Source organism: Brevibacillus sp. IT-7CA2 (assembly GCF_949767855.1).
Lineage (GTDB): Bacteria > Bacillota > Bacilli > Brevibacillales > Brevibacillaceae > Brevibacillus.
Genome location: NZ_CATKQT010000051.1, coordinates 361890 through 379934 on the forward strand (window position 1 = coordinate 361890; position 18045 = coordinate 379934).

The following is an 18045-nucleotide window of genomic DNA, read 5'->3' on the forward strand; positions in this document are numbered from 1 at the left end:
GTTCTCTCCCTCCTAGCCTGCTCCCCGCATTCTTCTTCCAAGAAAAGGCGGGGCTGCGCCTGCCACTGAGTCGCAGCCCACCTCTCTCATCTGCGGTTTTTCTTTATTTAAATGGTCCCCTCGTCAAAATCCGCTGCGAGATCTTCCGTTGCCTGTGTGCTCGTCTTGATCAGCTCGGCAAGGGTGCAGATCGTGGAAGCTTCAAACAAGCTTTGCAGAGACAAATCAATTTGGTATCTCTCTCTTAAAAGATTGAGGCATTGGATCGCGCGCAATGAGTCTCCACCCCGCGCAAAAAAGCTGTCGTGGATGCCGATTTCTGCTACACCAAGCACCTCTTCCCAGACGCTTGCGAGCTTGACCTCGAGCTCGTTGGAAGGCGCTACATGCGTCTTTTTCGGCATGCTTGCCTTTCTTTTGCCAAGCTTTGTGATTGCCTTCCGATCTACTTTTCCATTGGCGGATAGCGGCAGTTCATCCAGCAGCACATACTCGCTTGGCACCATGTAGTCAGGCAAGCTATTCCGCAAGGCTTCGGACAATTTTTCCGGCTGGAACAAACGAACCGCCTCCGGTGCTTGCGCCACAATCAGATGGCGCTCGAACGCCTTTGTGACCTGAGTTTTATCCGGAATGGCAAGGACGTTAGTGAAGCCTTGTTTTTCCAAGCCCGTTCGCCATTGCTCTGCCGTAAGCAGAGGAAGATGATTGGCTTTGCGTTCATCCTCCAGATGGCTAAACCCATCCTCGAAGAAGCCGACAGTGGTCAGCAGCAGACGACTGTTGCGCGTAGACTCGACCAGGAACAGAAGCCCCCCAGGTGCGAGTAGCCCTTTCAAGTACGCCAGCGTTTTCCCTATATCACGAGAGCGATGCAGCGTATTGTCCGCAACAATGACGTCAAACGAATGTGGATCATAGCCTTGCGCAAGCGGTGCTATGTTCATGTCAAGATGACCGTATTCAAGCGGAGCCTGCTCTCCCCACTCCTTCTTTGCCCTGTCGGTAAAAAAGGAGGATTCGTCGACGTATAAATAACGACTTCGTTCTGCAGGCAAGGTGGACACCAGCATTTGCGTCAAGCTTCCGGCTCTCGTACCAAGCTCTAGCACCCGCAGTGTTTTGTCAGACGGATGGTGGTTTACGATACTGCCGAACACCGCCCCGGCAAGACTGCTGTAAAACTCCCGTGTCAGGTCAAAGCGACTCAATCCAGCAGGTGTTAAGAAGGCATCGTCGGCTAGAAAGAGCTCCAACGGATCGAGCTCACCCGTTAACAGACCAATAAACAACGGATAGTCTCGGCGGAAAACGGCTTCGAGCTCACGTGCCGCTTCCGTACGAAGCGAGGAAGCGGACAGAACAACATCCGGCACACCTTCACGCAATGAACGTAGACTCACGTACGTACCCGCAGCTTGTTTTTCCAGCAAGCCTTCTTCTACCAGCACCTCCAGCCAATGCGCAAGCAAAGTCTGATAACGCGGGTGAATCTGAAAACGATGCATGAGCTCCGCAAATGAAGTGCCTTCTCCTACTTGCGAGAACATCCCCATATGCTCCAGCGTGCGGCACATGTAGGCGGTGCTTACGCGGTCTGCCTCCATCAGGAATTGCGTGACGTCTTTCACATCGACACTCGCAGGAATGGTATCGGCCTGCGCGTGACCCATGCTGTTGATCGCCTGCCATCGAGCAGCACTTGCAGCGGGATCGGCCAGCTCTGTTTCGAATAACGCGGAATCCTTTTCGCGATCCAGCACCACATACCCGACCAAGCGCTTTTCATCCGCACCGTCATCTGATACGGCCACGACAACGTCTTTGAGCCCGTCATGGCGTTTCAATGCCGTCTCGATCTCGCCCAGCTCAATCCGATGCCCTCTGATTTTCACTTGGAAATCTTCTCGACCGAGGAACTCCAACGTGCCATCTGGCAAGTAACGGCCCAAATCCCCCGTGCGGTACAATCTTTCTCCTGTCTGTGGATGCGTGATGAATTTTTCATTCGTCTTGCTTTCATCTCTCCAGTAGCCTTTGGCAAGCCCAATGCCACTGATAAACAGCTGTCCTGGCACCCAAACGGGGCAATCCCCCATCGATTCGTTCAGTACATGGTAGCGCTGATTGACCATCGGGCGACCGTACGGAATGCTTTTCCAGCTAGGATCAATGTCTTCGATTTTGAAAAGGTTTGACCAGATTGAAGCCTCTGTTGCGCCGCCCAAACCGATCACCTGAACGTGAGGGAAAAACGACTTGATCTTGTCTGGCAAATCCAGTGGAATCCAATCACCGCTCAACAAGACGAGACGCAACGATTGGGGCAAGTGAAGGTTTCTCCCCACGGCGTATTCGATCAGCATCTGCATCAACGCCGGAACTGTGTTCCACACCGTCACCTGCTCAGCTTCCAGCCACTCCAGCCAGTGTGCAGGGTCTTTGGCTTTATCAGCATCCGGCATGACAATCGTTCCACCCGCGGCGAGCATGCCGAAAATGTCATAGACTGACAAATCGAAATTCAGATTGGACAAAGCGAGTACCCGATCTTGTGCCCCCACTGCAAATCGTTGATTGATATCTTCAATCGTGTTGACCGCGCCTCGATGGTCGATCATGACTCCTTTTGGCAGGCCCGTTGACCCGGATGTATAGATGACATAGGCCAACTCCTCCGGCTGCCCGGCAACTGGAGTCACTGCGTTCACCCTGGTTGCCTCATCCTTTGCCATCATCTGGTCCACAATCAGCCGCTCCATATCCGCAGGCCAGCCCAATCGCTCATCCAGCCAAGACTGCGTCAGCACGAACTGTACTTGTCCATCTTGCAAAAGCTGAGAGCGTCGTTCCTCTGGATGCAACGGGTCAATCGGCAAATAAGCGGCCCCGGACTTCATAATCCCGAGCGTGGCTGCGACCTGCTCCCAGCCTTTTTCCATCACGACAGCTACCAACGTATTCGGTTGGACTCCTTGTGAACGCAGCCACTTCGCGATTTGGTCAGCATCGTCGGCAAGCTCCCCATAGGTCAACGTCCGCTGAGTGGAGATCACGGCAGGCTGATCCGTTTGGCATGCAGCTTGTTTGTCAAATAGCCCGACGAGTGTTTCTGTGGATACAGGCGCACCCGTATCGTTTGCGGCGATTCTTGCATCCAGTCGAGGGACAGCAATCAGGCTCGGTGCCGGCTCTTGCCATACTGCATCCTCTTCTGTCAGTCGATGCAGCAGCTCGCAATAGGCTGTAAACATGTCAGCAAGGAGTCCTTCTGGAAACAGTCCTTCTACGGCATCCCAGATCAACAGCAGTTCTCCGTCTTGCTCAACCACTTGATGGTCCAGCCATACCTGCGGCGTCTGCGTGATGTTGTAAACGAGCTTGCCCAGCCATTTGCCATCGGAGTCAGACCCACTCCACTGCTCTACACCCAATGCGCTCGTAAAGACAATCGGCATGGCCACACCGTTGTGCTCTCCTGTTTGCTTCGCCAATTCGCGCTGGACTTGAACTCCGCCCACATAAGGATGGTCCAAATCGTGCCATAGCTGCTGCTGCAAATTCTTGCCGCGTTCCAAAATCGTCTCGCCAGCGGACAACTCAACTGCCAGCAAGGTCAGCGTAGTGAAGTCCCCCACGATTTCGCCTACCTGCGCGTGCAAGGGCAATCGATTGAATTGAGTCAGGTTGATCGTAAAACGCGAACTCTTGCTCCATGCACCGAGGGTTTCGGCATACGCTGTCAACAGTATCCCGGAAGGCGTCAGACCGACCTCTGCTGTCCGCTTTTTGAGCCGCTGCCATGCTTCGCGATTGATTCTGGCTTCCAAACGATGGAAGCGCTGCTCGGTAATCGTGTCAGGATTTTTCGCCAAAGGCAGCTGTGGTGCTGGCGGCAAATCTGGCAGGCGGGACATCCAATAGTCCAGATCGCGTTGGTACAGTTCTGTAGATTTGAGCGCTTCTTGCGCTAGGACATAATCGCGGAAGCTTAGATCTAGTGGTCTCAATGGCGCATCAGGCTCATGATACAGCCTCGTCCACTCGCTCAAGAGATGAAACATGCTCCATCCGTCAAAAATCAGGTTGTCAAAGCTGATATGCAAGCGAACCCGTTCGTCGCCAAAGCGGGATGCGCGCACCTCAAACAACGGCCATGCATCCGTAGACAATACCTGATGGGACATTTCCTCCCGAATCGCTTGCAGCTCGGACTCAGCTTCTTCAGCCGATTGGTTCCGCAAATCAGTGACCTCGATCCGGTAAGCAGGAACCTGCTCCAAAATCTGCTGACGCCAGCCATCCGGCAAAATCACGGCCCGCATCATTTCATGGTGGTCAATTAATCGTTGCCAAGCTCGATTGATCCGCTCCAGGTCCAAGTGCTGCCCTTCGATTTCGAAATAGCAATGCGTGGAGACATGACCTAAGGCGTAAACACCACTGCGCCCGACCCAGTAGGCTTGCTGGATATCTGTTAACAGGAAAGGCTGATACCTGTACTGTGGAGCCAGTACCATTGCTGGCAAGCCTGACGCTGTTCCTTTTTCCTCCAGAAGCATCTGCACATGCTGGGCAAGTCCGGCAATCGTCGGCTTTTCAAAAATGCGCCCTAACGACAGCTCTACCGCAAGCTTGCTGCGAACCATTGCACTGAGTCTGGTTGCCAATAGCGAATCCCCGCCGAGCTCGAAGTAGTTGTCTGTGACACCTACCCGATCCACTTCAAATAACTGGCACCAAATAGCCGCAAGTGCTGTTTCGATTGGTGTCGTTGGAGCTGTATACGCTTTTTCTGCTTTGGCCTTCATCAGGCTGTCTGGAGTCGGCAGGGCTTTCCGATCTACCTTGCCGTTTGCAGAAAGCGGCAGTTCGTTCAACAAAAGAAAAGCATTCGGAACCATGTAATCAGGCAGCTTTTGACTCAAGAAGCCAGATAGTTGTGCAGCGTTGAAGCGCTTGGCTTGAAGTGGCGCCTGCGCAACCAGTACATGCTGACCAAAATCGTTCTGTTCTGGGAAAGCTGCCACTTGTGCGAAGGATTGCTGCTGCAACGCTTGCTGCCATGCTTCCACCGATAACAGGGGGAGCTGTTCATTACGTCGCTCATCTTCGAAATGCGTAAAGCCATCTTCGAGAAATGCCGTGCTGATTTGCTGCAATCGGCTGTTGCGGGTCATCTCCAGCAAAATCAGCATGCCTCCCGGAGCCAAAAGGCTTTGTACATGCGAGAGGGCCATCCCGATGTTTTTCGCACGATGCAAGGAATCAGAGGCAATAACAACGTCGAATTGATGTGCTTCAAAGCCTTGAGAAAGTTGACTTTGATTGATATCCAGCAGTTGATCGTGCACAAACGGGTACTCCCGGAACCTCGTTTTAGCTGCATGCGTAAAGAAAGTCGAGGTGTCTGTGCATGTAAAATGTGTCGCATCTGCCGGGAGTACAACCAGCAATGATTCCGTCAGTGCTAGGCTCCTCGCTCCGATTTCCAGCACACGTATCGGTCCCGATTCAGACCTTTCTCCAAGACGATGTACCAGCCTTTCGACCAGCGCCAGCGCTGCGCTGTCACGATGCTTTGCGCCAGGGAGTGTCTGCATCAGATCATTCGGAGTCAGACTTAATTCCTCCGAGAAGAAATGGGCCAACGGGTCAAGCTCACCACGCAAAAGCGCAACACTCTTGTCATTGACTTTTTCCAAGTAACGCAAAAGGGCTTGTGCATGCGGTTCCCATGCGGGCGCGGGCGCCTGCGACTTTTCCAACCATTCAGTCAGGCTCGCCTGCGTGATGCTGTAGACATCCGATTTATCTTTACGGACAAAGCCCTCGTCCTCCAATGTTTGAAGCCACTGTCTGACCAGCCCGCGATAACGCTCTTGAATCCCGCAGCTCTGCATTAAATCATCGAGGGAATAGGTGGCGTGTTGCTCAAATCTCACTCCCGCCATCTCCAATGCGCGGTAAATGAATCGAACGGCAAGTTGCTCCATGTACGCCCAAAAAGAGGTGACATCTTCCGGTCTAATGCTTCCAAAATGCTCCGACAAGGTCTGCACACGACCCATATCGATGACATCTGCCCACAATTCTTCGCTCTTTTTCGGATCAGCCTCTATACGATCAAACAGCGCTGATTCGCTTTCCCGTTCTGGCACCACATATCCAACCAGCTGCCTGTTCTCACGCGGATCACCTACTGCTGTCACTACCGCATCACGAATCCCTGGATGCTGCTTCATGGCCGATTCGATTTCACCCAGCTCGATGCGATGCCCCCTAATTTTCACCTGGAAGTCCTTGCGCCCGAGAAATTCAATGGTCCCATCCGGCCAATAACGCCCGAGATCACCAGTCCGATACCAGCGCGAACCGTTCCAGTTGACAAAGCGTTCTGCGGTTAGTGCAGGATCACCCCGATAGCCTACTGCCACACCTGCTCCGCCGATCCACAATTCTCCTTCTACCCAGTCAGGGCAATCACGTCCATGCGCATCAACAACCCGATAAGCCTGATTCGCGAGCGGTCGACCGTACGGAATCGATGTCCAATGAGTGGGCAACGGCAACGTAACATCAAAAAAGTTGGACCAAATCGACGCTTCTGTCGCTCCCCCCATCGCCACAAGCTGGCTGGTCGGTGCGAGCTGGTTCAATCGTTGCGGTAAATCGAGGCCAATCCAGTCTCCAGAAAGCATAGTCAAGCAAAGCGGCAAGCTCTCGTAAGGTCCGCTCTCCGCAGCAATTAAGAGCATATCGAGCAGCACGGGCACGGAGTTCCACAGTGTCACTTGATGCTGGTCCACCAGTCTCGCCCAATGAGCCGCATCCCGTCGCAACTCTTCGCCTATAAGTACCATCGAGCCGCCTACACTGAGCAATCCGAACAGGTCATAGACAGACAGGTCAAAATCAAGCGAGGAAACTGCCAAAATCCGATCCGTATGCCCGATTCCGTAGCGCCTGTTTATTTCTGCAATGGTGTTCCATGCCCCGGAATGACTGATTTCTACCCCTTTTGGTTCACCTGTGGAGCCAGAAGTAAAGATGATGTAGGCAAGACTGTCAAAAGAAATCGGTACGGGTTCAGCCAGAGGCGAGACATTCAACGCATCTGTAACAGACAGAACAACAGCGTCTTCTGGCCACTCCAGCGTCTGCGCCAGCTCCGTATCCGTAAGCACAAAGCGAATCCCCGCTTTTTGATGAATGCGCTCACGCCTTGTAGATGGCTGCCCGATTCCAACCGGGACGTAGCATGCTCCTCGTGCCACGATACCAAGAACCGCAGCGACTTGACCGATTCCGCGCGGCAGGCTGACTGCCACAGGTTCTCCTGCTTCAACGCCTTGCTTTTGGAGATACGCTGCAATCTGCAACGCGTACGTCGCTAACTCGCCATATGAAAAAGTAGCGGAAGCATGACTATCGATTACTGCCATCTCGTGTGGATTCTCTTTTGCATAGGTAAAAAAGGCACTGTGCAAGCATTGATTCGATTGCTGTTGTGAATCGTCTACAGATTGATTGTTCCTCTTCTGTTCCAAAGCGGGGAGCAGCACGGATGCACCTTGCCAGTCATTGTCCTCCGTCACCAAGGAGTCCATCAGCTGGCAAAAAGCACCGAACATTTGGTCAAGCATCCCGTCAGGAAACAGCTCATCAACTACATCCCACGCCAGCAGGAGCCCGCCGTCCATTTCATACGACTGGAAATCGAGCCATACTTGCGGCGTTTGCGAAATCATGTATGAGAGCTTGCCCAATGTGTCGCGGCATTCGTCATTGATTAGTGGCGTACCCAAATTGCACGCGAACACCACAGGGGCAAAATCCCGCTCTCCCTGACGGACACGAGCCATATCTCGCTGCAGCTGAACCCCGGAATAAGCCGCATGCGCTACATCCTGATGAAACTGCGATTGGACAGCTCGCACCCGCGCCAGAAAAGAGGTTGGCTCCCGCATGTCAACCGCAAGCAGTAGCAGATTGGTAAAATCGGCAACGACGTCTTCGATGCCAGCGTCTCCGGTTTGGCGATCGAATAGCGGAATGTTGATGAGAAACTGCGAATGGGTGCTCCAACGATCCAGTACTTCTGCATAAGCCGTTAACAGTACCATCGCTGGTGTGACCCGCTGTGCTGCGGATCGTTTTTGCAAAAGTGCCCAATCGACTGCCTTCATGAAATGTGTCCGTCTCGTAAAAACAGGCGACTTGATCATTTCTGGCTTTTCCTTCAGTGGCAACCCTGGCGCTCCCGGCAATGTGGAAAGGCGCTCCTGCCAATAGCGGGCTGCTTCCTGTCTATCCTGTGCCCGACGTTGTGCCTCTTGCCCGAGATATTGGGCAAAGCTCCAGTTAGTCGGTGCAAGAGGCTTGCTGCCTCGTGCATAAGCTGCCGCCAAATCGCGCAATACGATGTGCAGACTCTGTACGTCAGCGACCAGCAAATCCAGATCAAAATGGATGCGGGTGCGGCCTTCTGGCAACAAGCTCAGCTCCAAACCGGCTACTTCTCCCGCTTCCACCGCCAGACGACGATGGGACAACCGATCTCGTATACGGTCTAGCTCCCGTGCCAATTCGCCCTCTGAAAAAGACCGCAGATCATGGACCACTACACCAGTGGCCGTCGGGGCACTCATCACCTCTTGCTGTCCATCCGCCAAAAATCTGGCCCGAAGCATCGGATGGTGCATCAGCAGCTTGCCCCACGCTGTTTCCAATCGATCCGGCTCCACGCCCGCACCGTCTATTTCCAAGTACGCATGGCACCCGACTCCTCCGAGAGGCTGATCATCCTGACGTCCAATCCAGTATGCGTATTGCACATCCGTGAGTGGAAAGGGCACATTCACCTGTACTTCCAAATCTGCTTTCCTTTCGTCCACACGCGGAAGCGACTGGCTGCTTTTTTGCAGCAACGCCTGCCAATCACGCAAGGTAGGAGCACCGATCAGCTCGGCAAACGTAACCTTTGCGCCTTCCTTGCGCCATTTATTGACCATCCTCATCATTTGCAAGGAATCCAGTCCCAGCTCGATCAGGTTTTGATCATCGGAAAACGCGACAGGCGCGGGCAGCAACGCCTGAATTTGCCTCTTCATCTCCTCATAGCTCAAGGAAGCGGCGGGACTTGCGGTCTGACTGTCATTGAGCATTTTGGACATCCTCGTTCCCTCCTCTCTCGTGCAAGCCCCTATTCTTTTCCAATCAGCTGCCTGGAGAAGCTGCTCAGTTTTTCACGCGTTTCTTCCAGTTCTCTGGACGGCAAAGACATTTCTACGACACCAGCTCCGGCATGCAGCCAAGCTTGCTTGTCCTTTTGATAAATCGTTCGCAGCACAAGAGCGGCATCCATGGCACCGTCGCTGTCAAAAGTCATGACGCATCCACTGTACAGACCTCGTGGCACCGTCTCTAATCTGCCAATCGCTTCAATCGATTCTTTTTTCGGGATTCCCGAAGCTGTAACAGCCGGGAACAATGCGCGGAAGGCATCCCATGAATTGCATTCTTGTTTCAGTTTCCCTTTCAAGCGAGAAGCGATATGCTGAACCGTTCCTCGGCTAGCTACTGACATAAAATCGTTCAAGACGATACTTGTTGAGTCGCAAACGATTTTCAGCTCTTCGAATGCCAGCTTGACGGAAACAGCGTGCTCGGCAATTTCCTTCGGGTCATTCAGCAGCTCTTCCTTGAGCCTGTTCGCCTCGTCCTCACTGCTGCCTTTTGCCCGTGTTCCCGCGAGTGGGAAGGTACTCACCCATCCGTCGCTATCGACTTCTACTACCGTCTCCGGGCTAAAACCGGCTGCACCGAGACCATCCAAGCTAACGAGGAAAGAGCGTGCCGGCGTATTCACTCGTCTGCCAGCAATATAGCTCGCAACCAGATCCAGCTCGTGATCAAGAGGAATTTTCCGCGACAAGATGACTTTGTGGTATTTGCGTTCCTGTATCTCGCGTACAGCTTCGGCCACATTTTGCATATAGGCTTCAGCGTCGTATGTATCGGCTTGCGGGACGGACAGCTTTGGCTTGTCTACTCTTTGGGTCAGCTGTTGCTCGCTTTGTGTGTTCATAGACAGCTCGCGCAGCAGCTGGCTGAATTCGCTCCGCTTCTCTTCATGCAAGGCTCTCAATAGGACCGTGCCTTTGTTGAAACGCAGCTCGACCTCAGGAATAAACAGCTTGAGCAAGCCATCCTCTTCTGGAATGAGCGGCAAGCCTTGATAATAACGCGCCATGCCAAAATGGACGGTTCCATAAGCGCGCCAGTTTTGAATCGGCACCTGTGCCATTGCTTTTTCGAGCGTCTCACTAAGCTCGTTGTTGTCGAAACGGAGAGTCTCGTTGCGATAAGTCAAAGTCGTCTGCTCCCCATCCACGTAGAGAAGCGCATGAATCCCCATTCCTAGCGACAGCTCATCTCCGTTTTCATAGAGCAGGTAGTTTTCATACCCGCTGCGCTCTGCAATCAGTGCCGCTGCCATATGCGCATCACCTGCAAAAGCAAACGTCTCTTCCAGATAGGCGATGCCCGCTGGCTTCGTCTCTGACTTTGGCGCTAACGCCAGTTCTTTTAGCTTGGCTTTATTGACTTTTCCGACGCTGGTCAGCGGCCAGAAATCGATGAGTTCGATTTGATCCGGCATTTTGTAGCGTGCCACCCCTTTTTCCTGGAAGAAGGCATGGACGTCCGCCAGGCTGATCGTTTCGTCGTCGGTGATCAAAAATGCGCAGCTTTTCTCGCCCAGCACTGGATCGGGAAGTGTGATCAGCGCCGCGTCTTTAATTGCTGGGTGCATGCGCAGGTACGTTTCTACTTCAGCCGGCATGATTTTTTCGCCCGCTCGGTTGATTTGCTCTTTGATCCGTCCACCGATTTGAATATTTCCTTCTGGCGTGATCCTAGCCTTGTCCCCAGAACGATAGAATCCATCAGGCGAAAAGCTCTCGCGGTTTTGTTCCTCCGCTCTGTAGTAGCCGCGAATCGTATACGGTCCCCGCACAATCAGTTCTCCGTATTCGCCTGGCGCGACATCGTTTCCATGCTCATCCACGATTCGCACTTCATCCCCTTCGGAAATCGGACGGCCCTGGCAGCTGGTAATGATCGACTCTGGATCATCCAGTGATGTGCAGCAGATGAGCCCCTCGGCCATTCCAAATACTTGCTGGAGCTTGCATTTCCATTCTCGCGTGATGCGGCTGGCGAGATTATCATCCAGCATAGAGCCGCCAACCTGAAGAACCTCCAGACTCGACAGGTCGCTTTCTGTATCCCATTCCAGCACTTCCTGCCATACTTGCACGATCGAAGGCACGAGACCGGTAATGGTCACACGCTCTTTCTCAATCAGCGGAAAAGCTTCGTCGCAGCTGGTAGTTTTACATAGCACGATCTTGCCGCCAACGGACAGTGTCCCTAAGATACCTGGGCAGCACAGAGGGAAATTATGGGCAATCGGCAAAACTGCGAGATAGACGCTTCGCTCTGTCAGTTGGCAACGGGCTGCGGTTGCTTTTGCATTGTAGACGTAATCTGCGTGGGTTCTAGGAATCAGCTTGGGTATTCCTGTCGTACCGCCAGACAACAGCAATAACGCAGTGTCTTTGTACGAAGGCGCTTCCAGCTCGATTGGCGGTCCGCTTATCTCTGCCAAGTTCTTCCCGATCGGGCTGTCCCCATCCGTCATGACGAATTTGACCGATGCATGTCTTTTGACTAAATCTTCTGCCATCTTCGTATAATCAAAACCGAGAAACGTCGTTGGAATGATGTAGGCAACTGGCCTCGCGAGTGCAAAAATCCCGTCCAATTCAGCCTCTCTGTGGGCAGGCAATACGAGAATCGGCACAGCGCCGATGCGAAACAGGGCAAAGCAAGTCAGTACGAAAGGAATTCGATTTGGAAGCTGGACGGCTACATTGTCGCCTTTTTGAATTCCCATGTGATAAAAACCGGAAGCAAGCGCATCCACCTTGCTGTCGAGCTCACGATAAGTGAGCCTCTCCTCGTCCTCCACCAGCGCTTCTTTGTTCTGGTACTGTTCCGCCCATTTGCGCAATTGCTGCCCAAGTGTCAGCGGCTCCCAAAAACCACGCTGTTCATAAGCTATTGCAGCTTGCTCATACCACTCCGTACTTACTTTCATTCCGTCCTCCTCCTGTGTAACCGCGGGTCACTCTTTGCGCCCGAAGCCGGATCATGCAGAGACTGCCTTGTCGTTGTACGCATCATGTTGGTTTGTCTAACAACAAGATATTGATAGTGATTCTCATTGTCAATATCATCTGCACGCTGTTTTTTCTACATTTGGGAAAAATAGGGTAGATTATCTTCCGTTTTCTCACGATTTCTTCGTTTCTCACTGTAAGATTTCCATATTCTTACACACTTATATAAAATCACTAAACCCGATAAAGTTTATCAGTATAATAGAAAATTCTCGTTTCACGTGCTCCGATTTACGGTCTTCCTGTCCCGATTGCAACTGCTCCCGCATAGCCTCTGACAGGCGTAAACCCGTAAACTTTCCACTCCCCGCTCCTGACTCCATCTCCGTTTACCCTGAAGCTGCCATCTTGTTTTTCCATGAAAAAAGAATCGAGAGGACGGCTCAAGCCCTCTCCTGTCGCTTTGACAAAAGCCTCCTTGCGTGTCCAGCAATCAAAAAAAGCCTGATGCCGTTCATCAGAAGGTAAACGCAAGATTCCCTCTCGCTCCACAGGGTGAAAGTAGCCCATGAGCTGTTCTATTTCCGGGATGTGACGCAAATGCTCCACGTCAACGCCGAGAAGGCGATCGCGTGAAAAAGCGACCGCCACAAGCTCATGCGAATGCGACAGATTGAAAAAAAGTGCGTCGGAATCACTGTTTGGTCCACATAAAAACGGTTTCCCGTTCGAATTGCACTCCCATTGAACCGCGCGAGGAGAAATCCCTTGGTACCGCCCAACCATTCTTCTCAGCAGTCCATGTGCGACAACATAGCGTTCCTTGTCTGCGTGGAAATGAAATCGTGCCCGTTTATCGAGTTCTTCGGCAAACAGCATACCTTCCAGTTCCTGCATCCTGTGTTCCCATGCTTGCACAGACGTCAACCAAATATGTACTTCCCCTTTAGCCAGTAACAAAGAGGACGATTCCTCCAGAGCTGATTTTGTCCTATCAGACAAGTGGGTTATTCGCACCTGCTGCATATGCTGCATCCCGTTAGTACTCCCCTTTTCCTGCTACCGCACTCCGGTATTGTCCGATCATTTTGCTTACCGATTGCAAGAGCACATCTTTGTTTGTCGTCAGGAAAAAATGTCCCCCGTTTACCATTTCCAACGTAAATCCGGCACTTGTATGGCTAGCCCAAGCCTCCATTTCTTCCTGCGTGGCTTCCTGATCCTCTGTCCCGCAATACGCAGCAATCGGGCAATCAAGCGGGGGTTCCTCGGCATACACATAGGTTTCGTCAAGGGTAAAGTCCCCACGCAATAGCGGCATGAACAACTCCATGAGCTCCTTGCTTTGCAGGATCGCCTCTGGTGTCCCTGAAAAGCGTCGCAGCGCTACGACAAATTCATCAACAGGCAAATGGTAAATAGGCTTCGGCTCCGGGAAGTGTGGAGCTCGTCCTCCTGAAACGATGAGGCCAAGCGGAAGACGCCCCCATTTGCTCCGTACAGTACGTGCCAGCTCAAAGGCAATTCGCGTTCCCATACTGTGACCGAAAAAAATAAACGGGCGATCCAAATACGGATGAATCACTTGGGCCAGCTCTTCCACCAGAGCTCCCATATCTGAGTAAGCTTGCTCGGCAATTCTGTTTTCCCTCCCTGGCAGCTGAACTGGGTAAACTCCAACATCACTGGAAAAAGCCTGTGCCCATCCCCTGTAAATCGAGGCCCCTCCCCCTGCGTAAGGAAAACAAAACAGGCGAACGCTATCTTTTGCTTGCGGCTGAGCTAGCAGCCATGATTTCGCTATCGTATCCATGCTCATATGTACTCCTCCATTTCGTCTCTTGCTTAAACGCTTAATACAACGTACATGATAATGATTCTCATGCATCATTGCCAAATAGATACATGCCCCTCCTTTTCCGTTTTCTGGTACATTTCCGTGATTATCCCTGATTTTCTCGTCCTACGTTCACCAGAATGATTATTTTGCAGATCCTCCAAATTGTAATATTTTGACGATTGTTCAAGAAAAACGGAAGAATACGGAGATAATAGGCGAAAAAGCTCGAAAAATATCCCAAAATATTGAAATACGGGCTTTTTTTACTTTGACAACGATTCTCATTATCAATATTGTGTTCTTATACTGACAACCGTACGTACAACTAGCAAACTGTTTTTCAGCATTCCTACAAAGGGGGATCGCAAGTAGAGAGAGTTAATCAAGCAGATCGGCTACCTATGTCTGAGGGAGGATGTTACATGCAAGCCCAAACATCATTAGCTGCCCAAAGCGGCAGATGGACCATGCGGGATATTATTACGCTCGCGATCTTTAACGTCGTCATGCTGATACTGATGACGTTTGCCCCGATTATTACCGTTGTTTCTCATTTACTGGTTGGCGGCTTTACCGCGTTACTCAACGGTCCGATTTATATGGTCATGTCTAATAAAATCGCCAAGCCTGGGACTTTATTTTTTACAGCTGTCTTAACTGGATTGTATTTTGTCGGTTTTGGCTACGCGAATTACTTACTTACCTTAGCTGTTATTGGACTCATCTGCGAACTGATCCTATGGGGAAAAGGCTCTTATCTGAATCCTGTACGCAATGCCATCAGCTATTCTGTTTTTTATGTCGGCTATTCTCTTTGCGGGGTAGTCCCGCTTATTTTCTTCCGCGAATCGTATCTCGCTACCTTGGAAAAAAGCTATACACCCGAGCAGCTTTCTGCGATGCTCTATTACTTTGAAACCCCCAGTATGATTCTCATCATGTGCTCGATTTCGTTTGTCGGCGGATTGCTCGGCTGCTATTTCGGCAATCTGTTGATGAAAAAGCACGTCAAAAAAGCAAAGCTGGTGTAATGGTCTGCTAAATAACAAGGCATATTCCTCCTCGATGATCCGAGGTGGAATATGCCTTATCGACGTCTTAGCATCGTCCCTTATTGCCCTTCCATGGCGAGTAAAATAAACGTTATAATTGCGATTATCGTACCAAAGACAAAGTATAAACCCAAAAGAATGGCCATTAACAACAAGCTAGCTTTGGCCCAGTTTTTACGATTCAGATTCCCATCTGAACCAAAAGCCCACATAAATAACAATACAATATTCGCGATCGGAATCATCATGAACAACGAGACTAGTATCCAATCTTTCATTGTCATGACCTTTTCGTTTTCCGCTACGCTTCCTTCCACATACGTTTGGTGATCCATTCTACACCCTCCACGTTTTTTGCCAATCCACCGTTCTCGCTATTGTTCAACCGAAGCTCCAATGAATGCCAAGATCAGAATTAAAAAGAAGACACTCAAGTACAACCCGATGCAAACGCCTAAGATTAGCAAGTTCGCTTTGGCCCAGTTCTTTCTGTTTAGATTGCCTTCACTGCCAAATGCCCAAACAAAATACATCACGAGATTGACCACGGGTACCATCATAATTAAAAAAGTAATCATCCATTCCTTGACCGACATAACCCGCTCATTTTCAGGCACGCTCACTTGCAATTGCTGTGGATGTTGCTGCTGTTCCAATTCGAAACCTCCCTGTTATGTCATGATCAATTTTTTTCTACCCGTAGTGTGCGAATCAACGCATGGGCCAGAGGCTGCCAAACGAGCACTTCCTCAGACTCAAAATGAAAGCTACCGAGTAGTGCCCGCCCGTTTACCGATGTCGCGAACAAGATTTGATAGTAGGTTTTGTCCTCGACCGGGATGATGAATTCGCTGCAGGCAACCCTGCATCCATCCAGCTCGATAAGCTCATGATGTACGACCTGCAAGCCTGCCTGCGCCTTTTTGACTTGTGCTGTCATCGCCTGCACAAACGGTTCCACGCCGCTCATGGGCAACAGATGTGCCATATGATTCATCCCGAGCATGACCGCGCTCTCTTCCTCTTTATAGGAAATCTGCTCGTGCTGAGAATGCCCTCCGCTATTTGACCCGCGTCCCCTCGGCATGAGCTGCATCGAACGGGGCAGCTGAATGCCAATCTGCCCGTCAAAGAGGATATTCTCCGCGAATTCGAACCTGCGCCCTTCGTACTCCAGGTAGCCTTTTCGCACGCCATCCAGACACTCCTCAAGCGTCAATTGCACCCGTTGTTCTTCCATTTCAGCGAGTTGACGCCGTGTCTGGATGCTGTTCCATACATCCAAAATCTTTTCATCCCAGTAGATCGTCATAGCTCCCTCCGCAGTGCCTGCTCTACTTTTTGCAAAACAAATCCGTTCAAGCTTCTGCGAAGGAAGCTTTCCGCAGCATCCAGACTCACCACGATATACGGCTCCAAGATCCCTTGAATCTTAAAGAAATGATGTGCCTTTATCTTATCGGTATCTAATACAAGTCTCTTTACCGTTCCATTCAAATGAAACGCAGTCTCCATAGAAAGGCAATCTACAGCAGGTACTTGCATGGCCCAGTGGACGTTACGCAGATTGGTTTCGCTGTCAATCAAATCGACGCGCTTCCATTGTATGCTCGGATTGTATTTGGCAGTAATGGTTTTCATCCGTTCCGAAATCATCGGCATCGGATTTTCCAACCAATCTGTGTAGGCATGGGCCCCATCCGTGTTAACCTCGAGAACGGATATCGGCGGGAGTTGCTCGAAGGTGTTTTCCTTTTGCAGCCCCAGACCCGATGGTACGACCTTTTGAGCCATTCGACCGTCATCTGCTAGCAAATAATAATCGCGCATGTCATCCCGCCTCCTTTATTCCGTTTTCCACTCAATCTGCTGCATCTGTGCTTCACTCAATGCAAAGCGTTCACGATCCTTCTCCAAAAAAACGGCATTCCGCATATTCGCTCCATGAAAATTCGCATGATACAGACGAGAATGGCGAAAATCCGCTCCCTCCAAATGAGCATATGCAAATTGGACACCGAGTAAGCCCGGTACACGATGCAGCTCGTCCGCGCTGACCCCTTGTCCCTCGGCATATGAGAAGATGGCACCGCTCAAGTCAGCATGACGAAAATCGGCATCACAAAGAAGCGAATGGCTGAAATCGGTGCGTGGAAGCTTGCTACTGGCCCATCTTGTTCCGAATAGGATACACTCACGGAACTGACTGTCTGCAAAATTACTGCCACTAAAATCGCAATAGCGCAAATCTAATGCGTCTACATTGCTTCGCGGCAAATCCATATGGGCGAATGTTTCATGGGTGCAAAACGTTCCTTTTGGTTGCCCAAGCAGGCTTCTGCTCTCCTTCTCCTCCCGCTTGATTCGCTCTTCTACGTACACCACTTCACTGATGTCTTTGAATTCACCCACTCGTATGTACAGACGATCCGCTTTCCTAATCAGTTGGTACTCAGGCAGCTTGATGACTTCTGGAATCGCTACTCGGACAAGCGCTGTGACAAACTGACAGAATAGCTCCATTTCCTTTAGCACCATATACTCCACATCAGCAGCGTGTATGATCCCCATGTACATTTTTCGGCGTTCGTCCAGTAGCGAAATGAGCGTGGACGCCTCTTGCAAAGCCCATGCTGCATCGTACCGTGCATAGCATTCCACTGGCTCCCAGTACCATTGATCCGTATAAGCCTCTATCAAAAATGTGTGTGTGCCATCCAATACCGTTGTCCGAAGCAACGAGTAGTGAATAAAACCGACGGGAGGAAGCTCCTGGTTGTTTTGCATGAAGTCAATATGCTTGAGCATTTGCCGAAAAGACTCCACGAACTCCCGGACGAGCTGATCCTTGTTTTGCTGGAAATAGCGCTCGAGTGCCGCTACGCTTTCAGCCAATGCTGGTAGAAAGGTGTTATCGTGCAGATGCTGGAGCGCTTCCTCTTTCTTCATCGATGTAAGTGCCCCC

10 protein-coding genes are annotated in these 18045 nt (G+C 51.2%); 1 reads left to right on the forward strand and 9 read right to left on the reverse strand.

Features of this window, described 5'->3' with window-relative positions:
* Positions 1–107 precede the first annotated feature (107 nt).
* The 4 genes from ACM6JA_RS25205 to ACM6JA_RS25220 all read right to left on the reverse strand — a co-directional run bounded on the left by ACM6JA_RS25205 (position 108) and on the right by ACM6JA_RS25220 (position 14001).
* Positions 108–9176, reverse strand: a complete 9069-nt coding sequence (locus tag ACM6JA_RS25205; protein ID WP_414854590.1) for an amino acid adenylation domain-containing protein — start codon at positions 9174–9176, stop codon at positions 108–110.
* Between the two features lie 29 nt (positions 9177–9205).
* Positions 9206–12166, reverse strand: a complete 2961-nt coding sequence (locus ACM6JA_RS25210; RefSeq protein WP_414854591.1) for a salicylate synthase — start codon at positions 12164–12166, stop codon at positions 9206–9208.
* 313 nt (positions 12167–12479) lie between these two features.
* Complete coding sequence (locus ACM6JA_RS25215) at positions 12480–13223, reverse strand: 4'-phosphopantetheinyl transferase family protein (protein ID WP_414854592.1); 744 nt, start codon at positions 13221–13223, stop codon at positions 12480–12482.
* 4 nt (positions 13224–13227) lie between these two features.
* Positions 13228–14001 carry a thioesterase II family protein gene (locus ACM6JA_RS25220; RefSeq protein ID WP_414854593.1) on the reverse strand — a complete coding sequence of 258 codons (774 nt, stop codon included), beginning with the start codon at positions 13999–14001 and terminating at the stop codon, positions 13228–13230.
* Between the two features lie 449 nt (positions 14002–14450).
* Between ACM6JA_RS25220 and ACM6JA_RS25225 the strand changes: the two genes are divergently transcribed.
* Positions 14451–15059, forward strand: coding sequence for an MptD family putative ECF transporter S component (locus ACM6JA_RS25225; RefSeq protein WP_414854594.1), 609 nt, complete (start codon positions 14451–14453; stop codon positions 15057–15059).
* 80 nt (positions 15060–15139) lie between these two features.
* On the opposite strand, the gene ACM6JA_RS25230 is transcribed toward ACM6JA_RS25225, so the two are convergent.
* From ACM6JA_RS25230 to ACM6JA_RS25250, 5 genes are read right to left on the reverse strand one after another with little or no spacing between them, the layout of a single operon-like run.
* The gene (locus tag ACM6JA_RS25230; protein ID WP_007728054.1) at positions 15140–15415 is read right to left on the reverse strand and encodes a hypothetical protein; all 276 of its coding nucleotides are present in this window, start codon (positions 15413–15415) and stop codon (positions 15140–15142) included.
* A gap of 39 nt (positions 15416–15454) precedes the next feature.
* Positions 15455–15736 (reverse strand): hypothetical protein, encoded by a 282-nt coding sequence (locus ACM6JA_RS25235; RefSeq protein ID WP_414854595.1) that lies wholly within the window; start codon positions 15734–15736, stop codon positions 15455–15457.
* 26 nt (positions 15737–15762) lie between these two features.
* Entirely contained in the window at positions 15763–16392 is a 630-nt protein-coding gene (locus tag ACM6JA_RS25240) for a hypothetical protein (RefSeq protein WP_414854596.1), read from the reverse strand.
* Positions 16389–16910: an imm11 family protein gene (locus ACM6JA_RS25245; RefSeq protein WP_414854597.1), complete on the reverse strand. Its 522-nt coding sequence runs from the start codon at positions 16908–16910 to the stop codon at positions 16389–16391. The genes ACM6JA_RS25240 and ACM6JA_RS25245 overlap by 4 nt, the downstream gene beginning before the upstream one ends.
* Before the next feature lie 15 nt (positions 16911–16925).
* A complete protein-coding gene (locus ACM6JA_RS25250) occupies positions 16926–18029 on the reverse strand; it encodes a pentapeptide repeat-containing protein (RefSeq protein WP_414854598.1) in 1104 nt (367 codons plus the stop codon).
* Between the last annotated feature and the right edge of the window lie 16 nt (positions 18030–18045).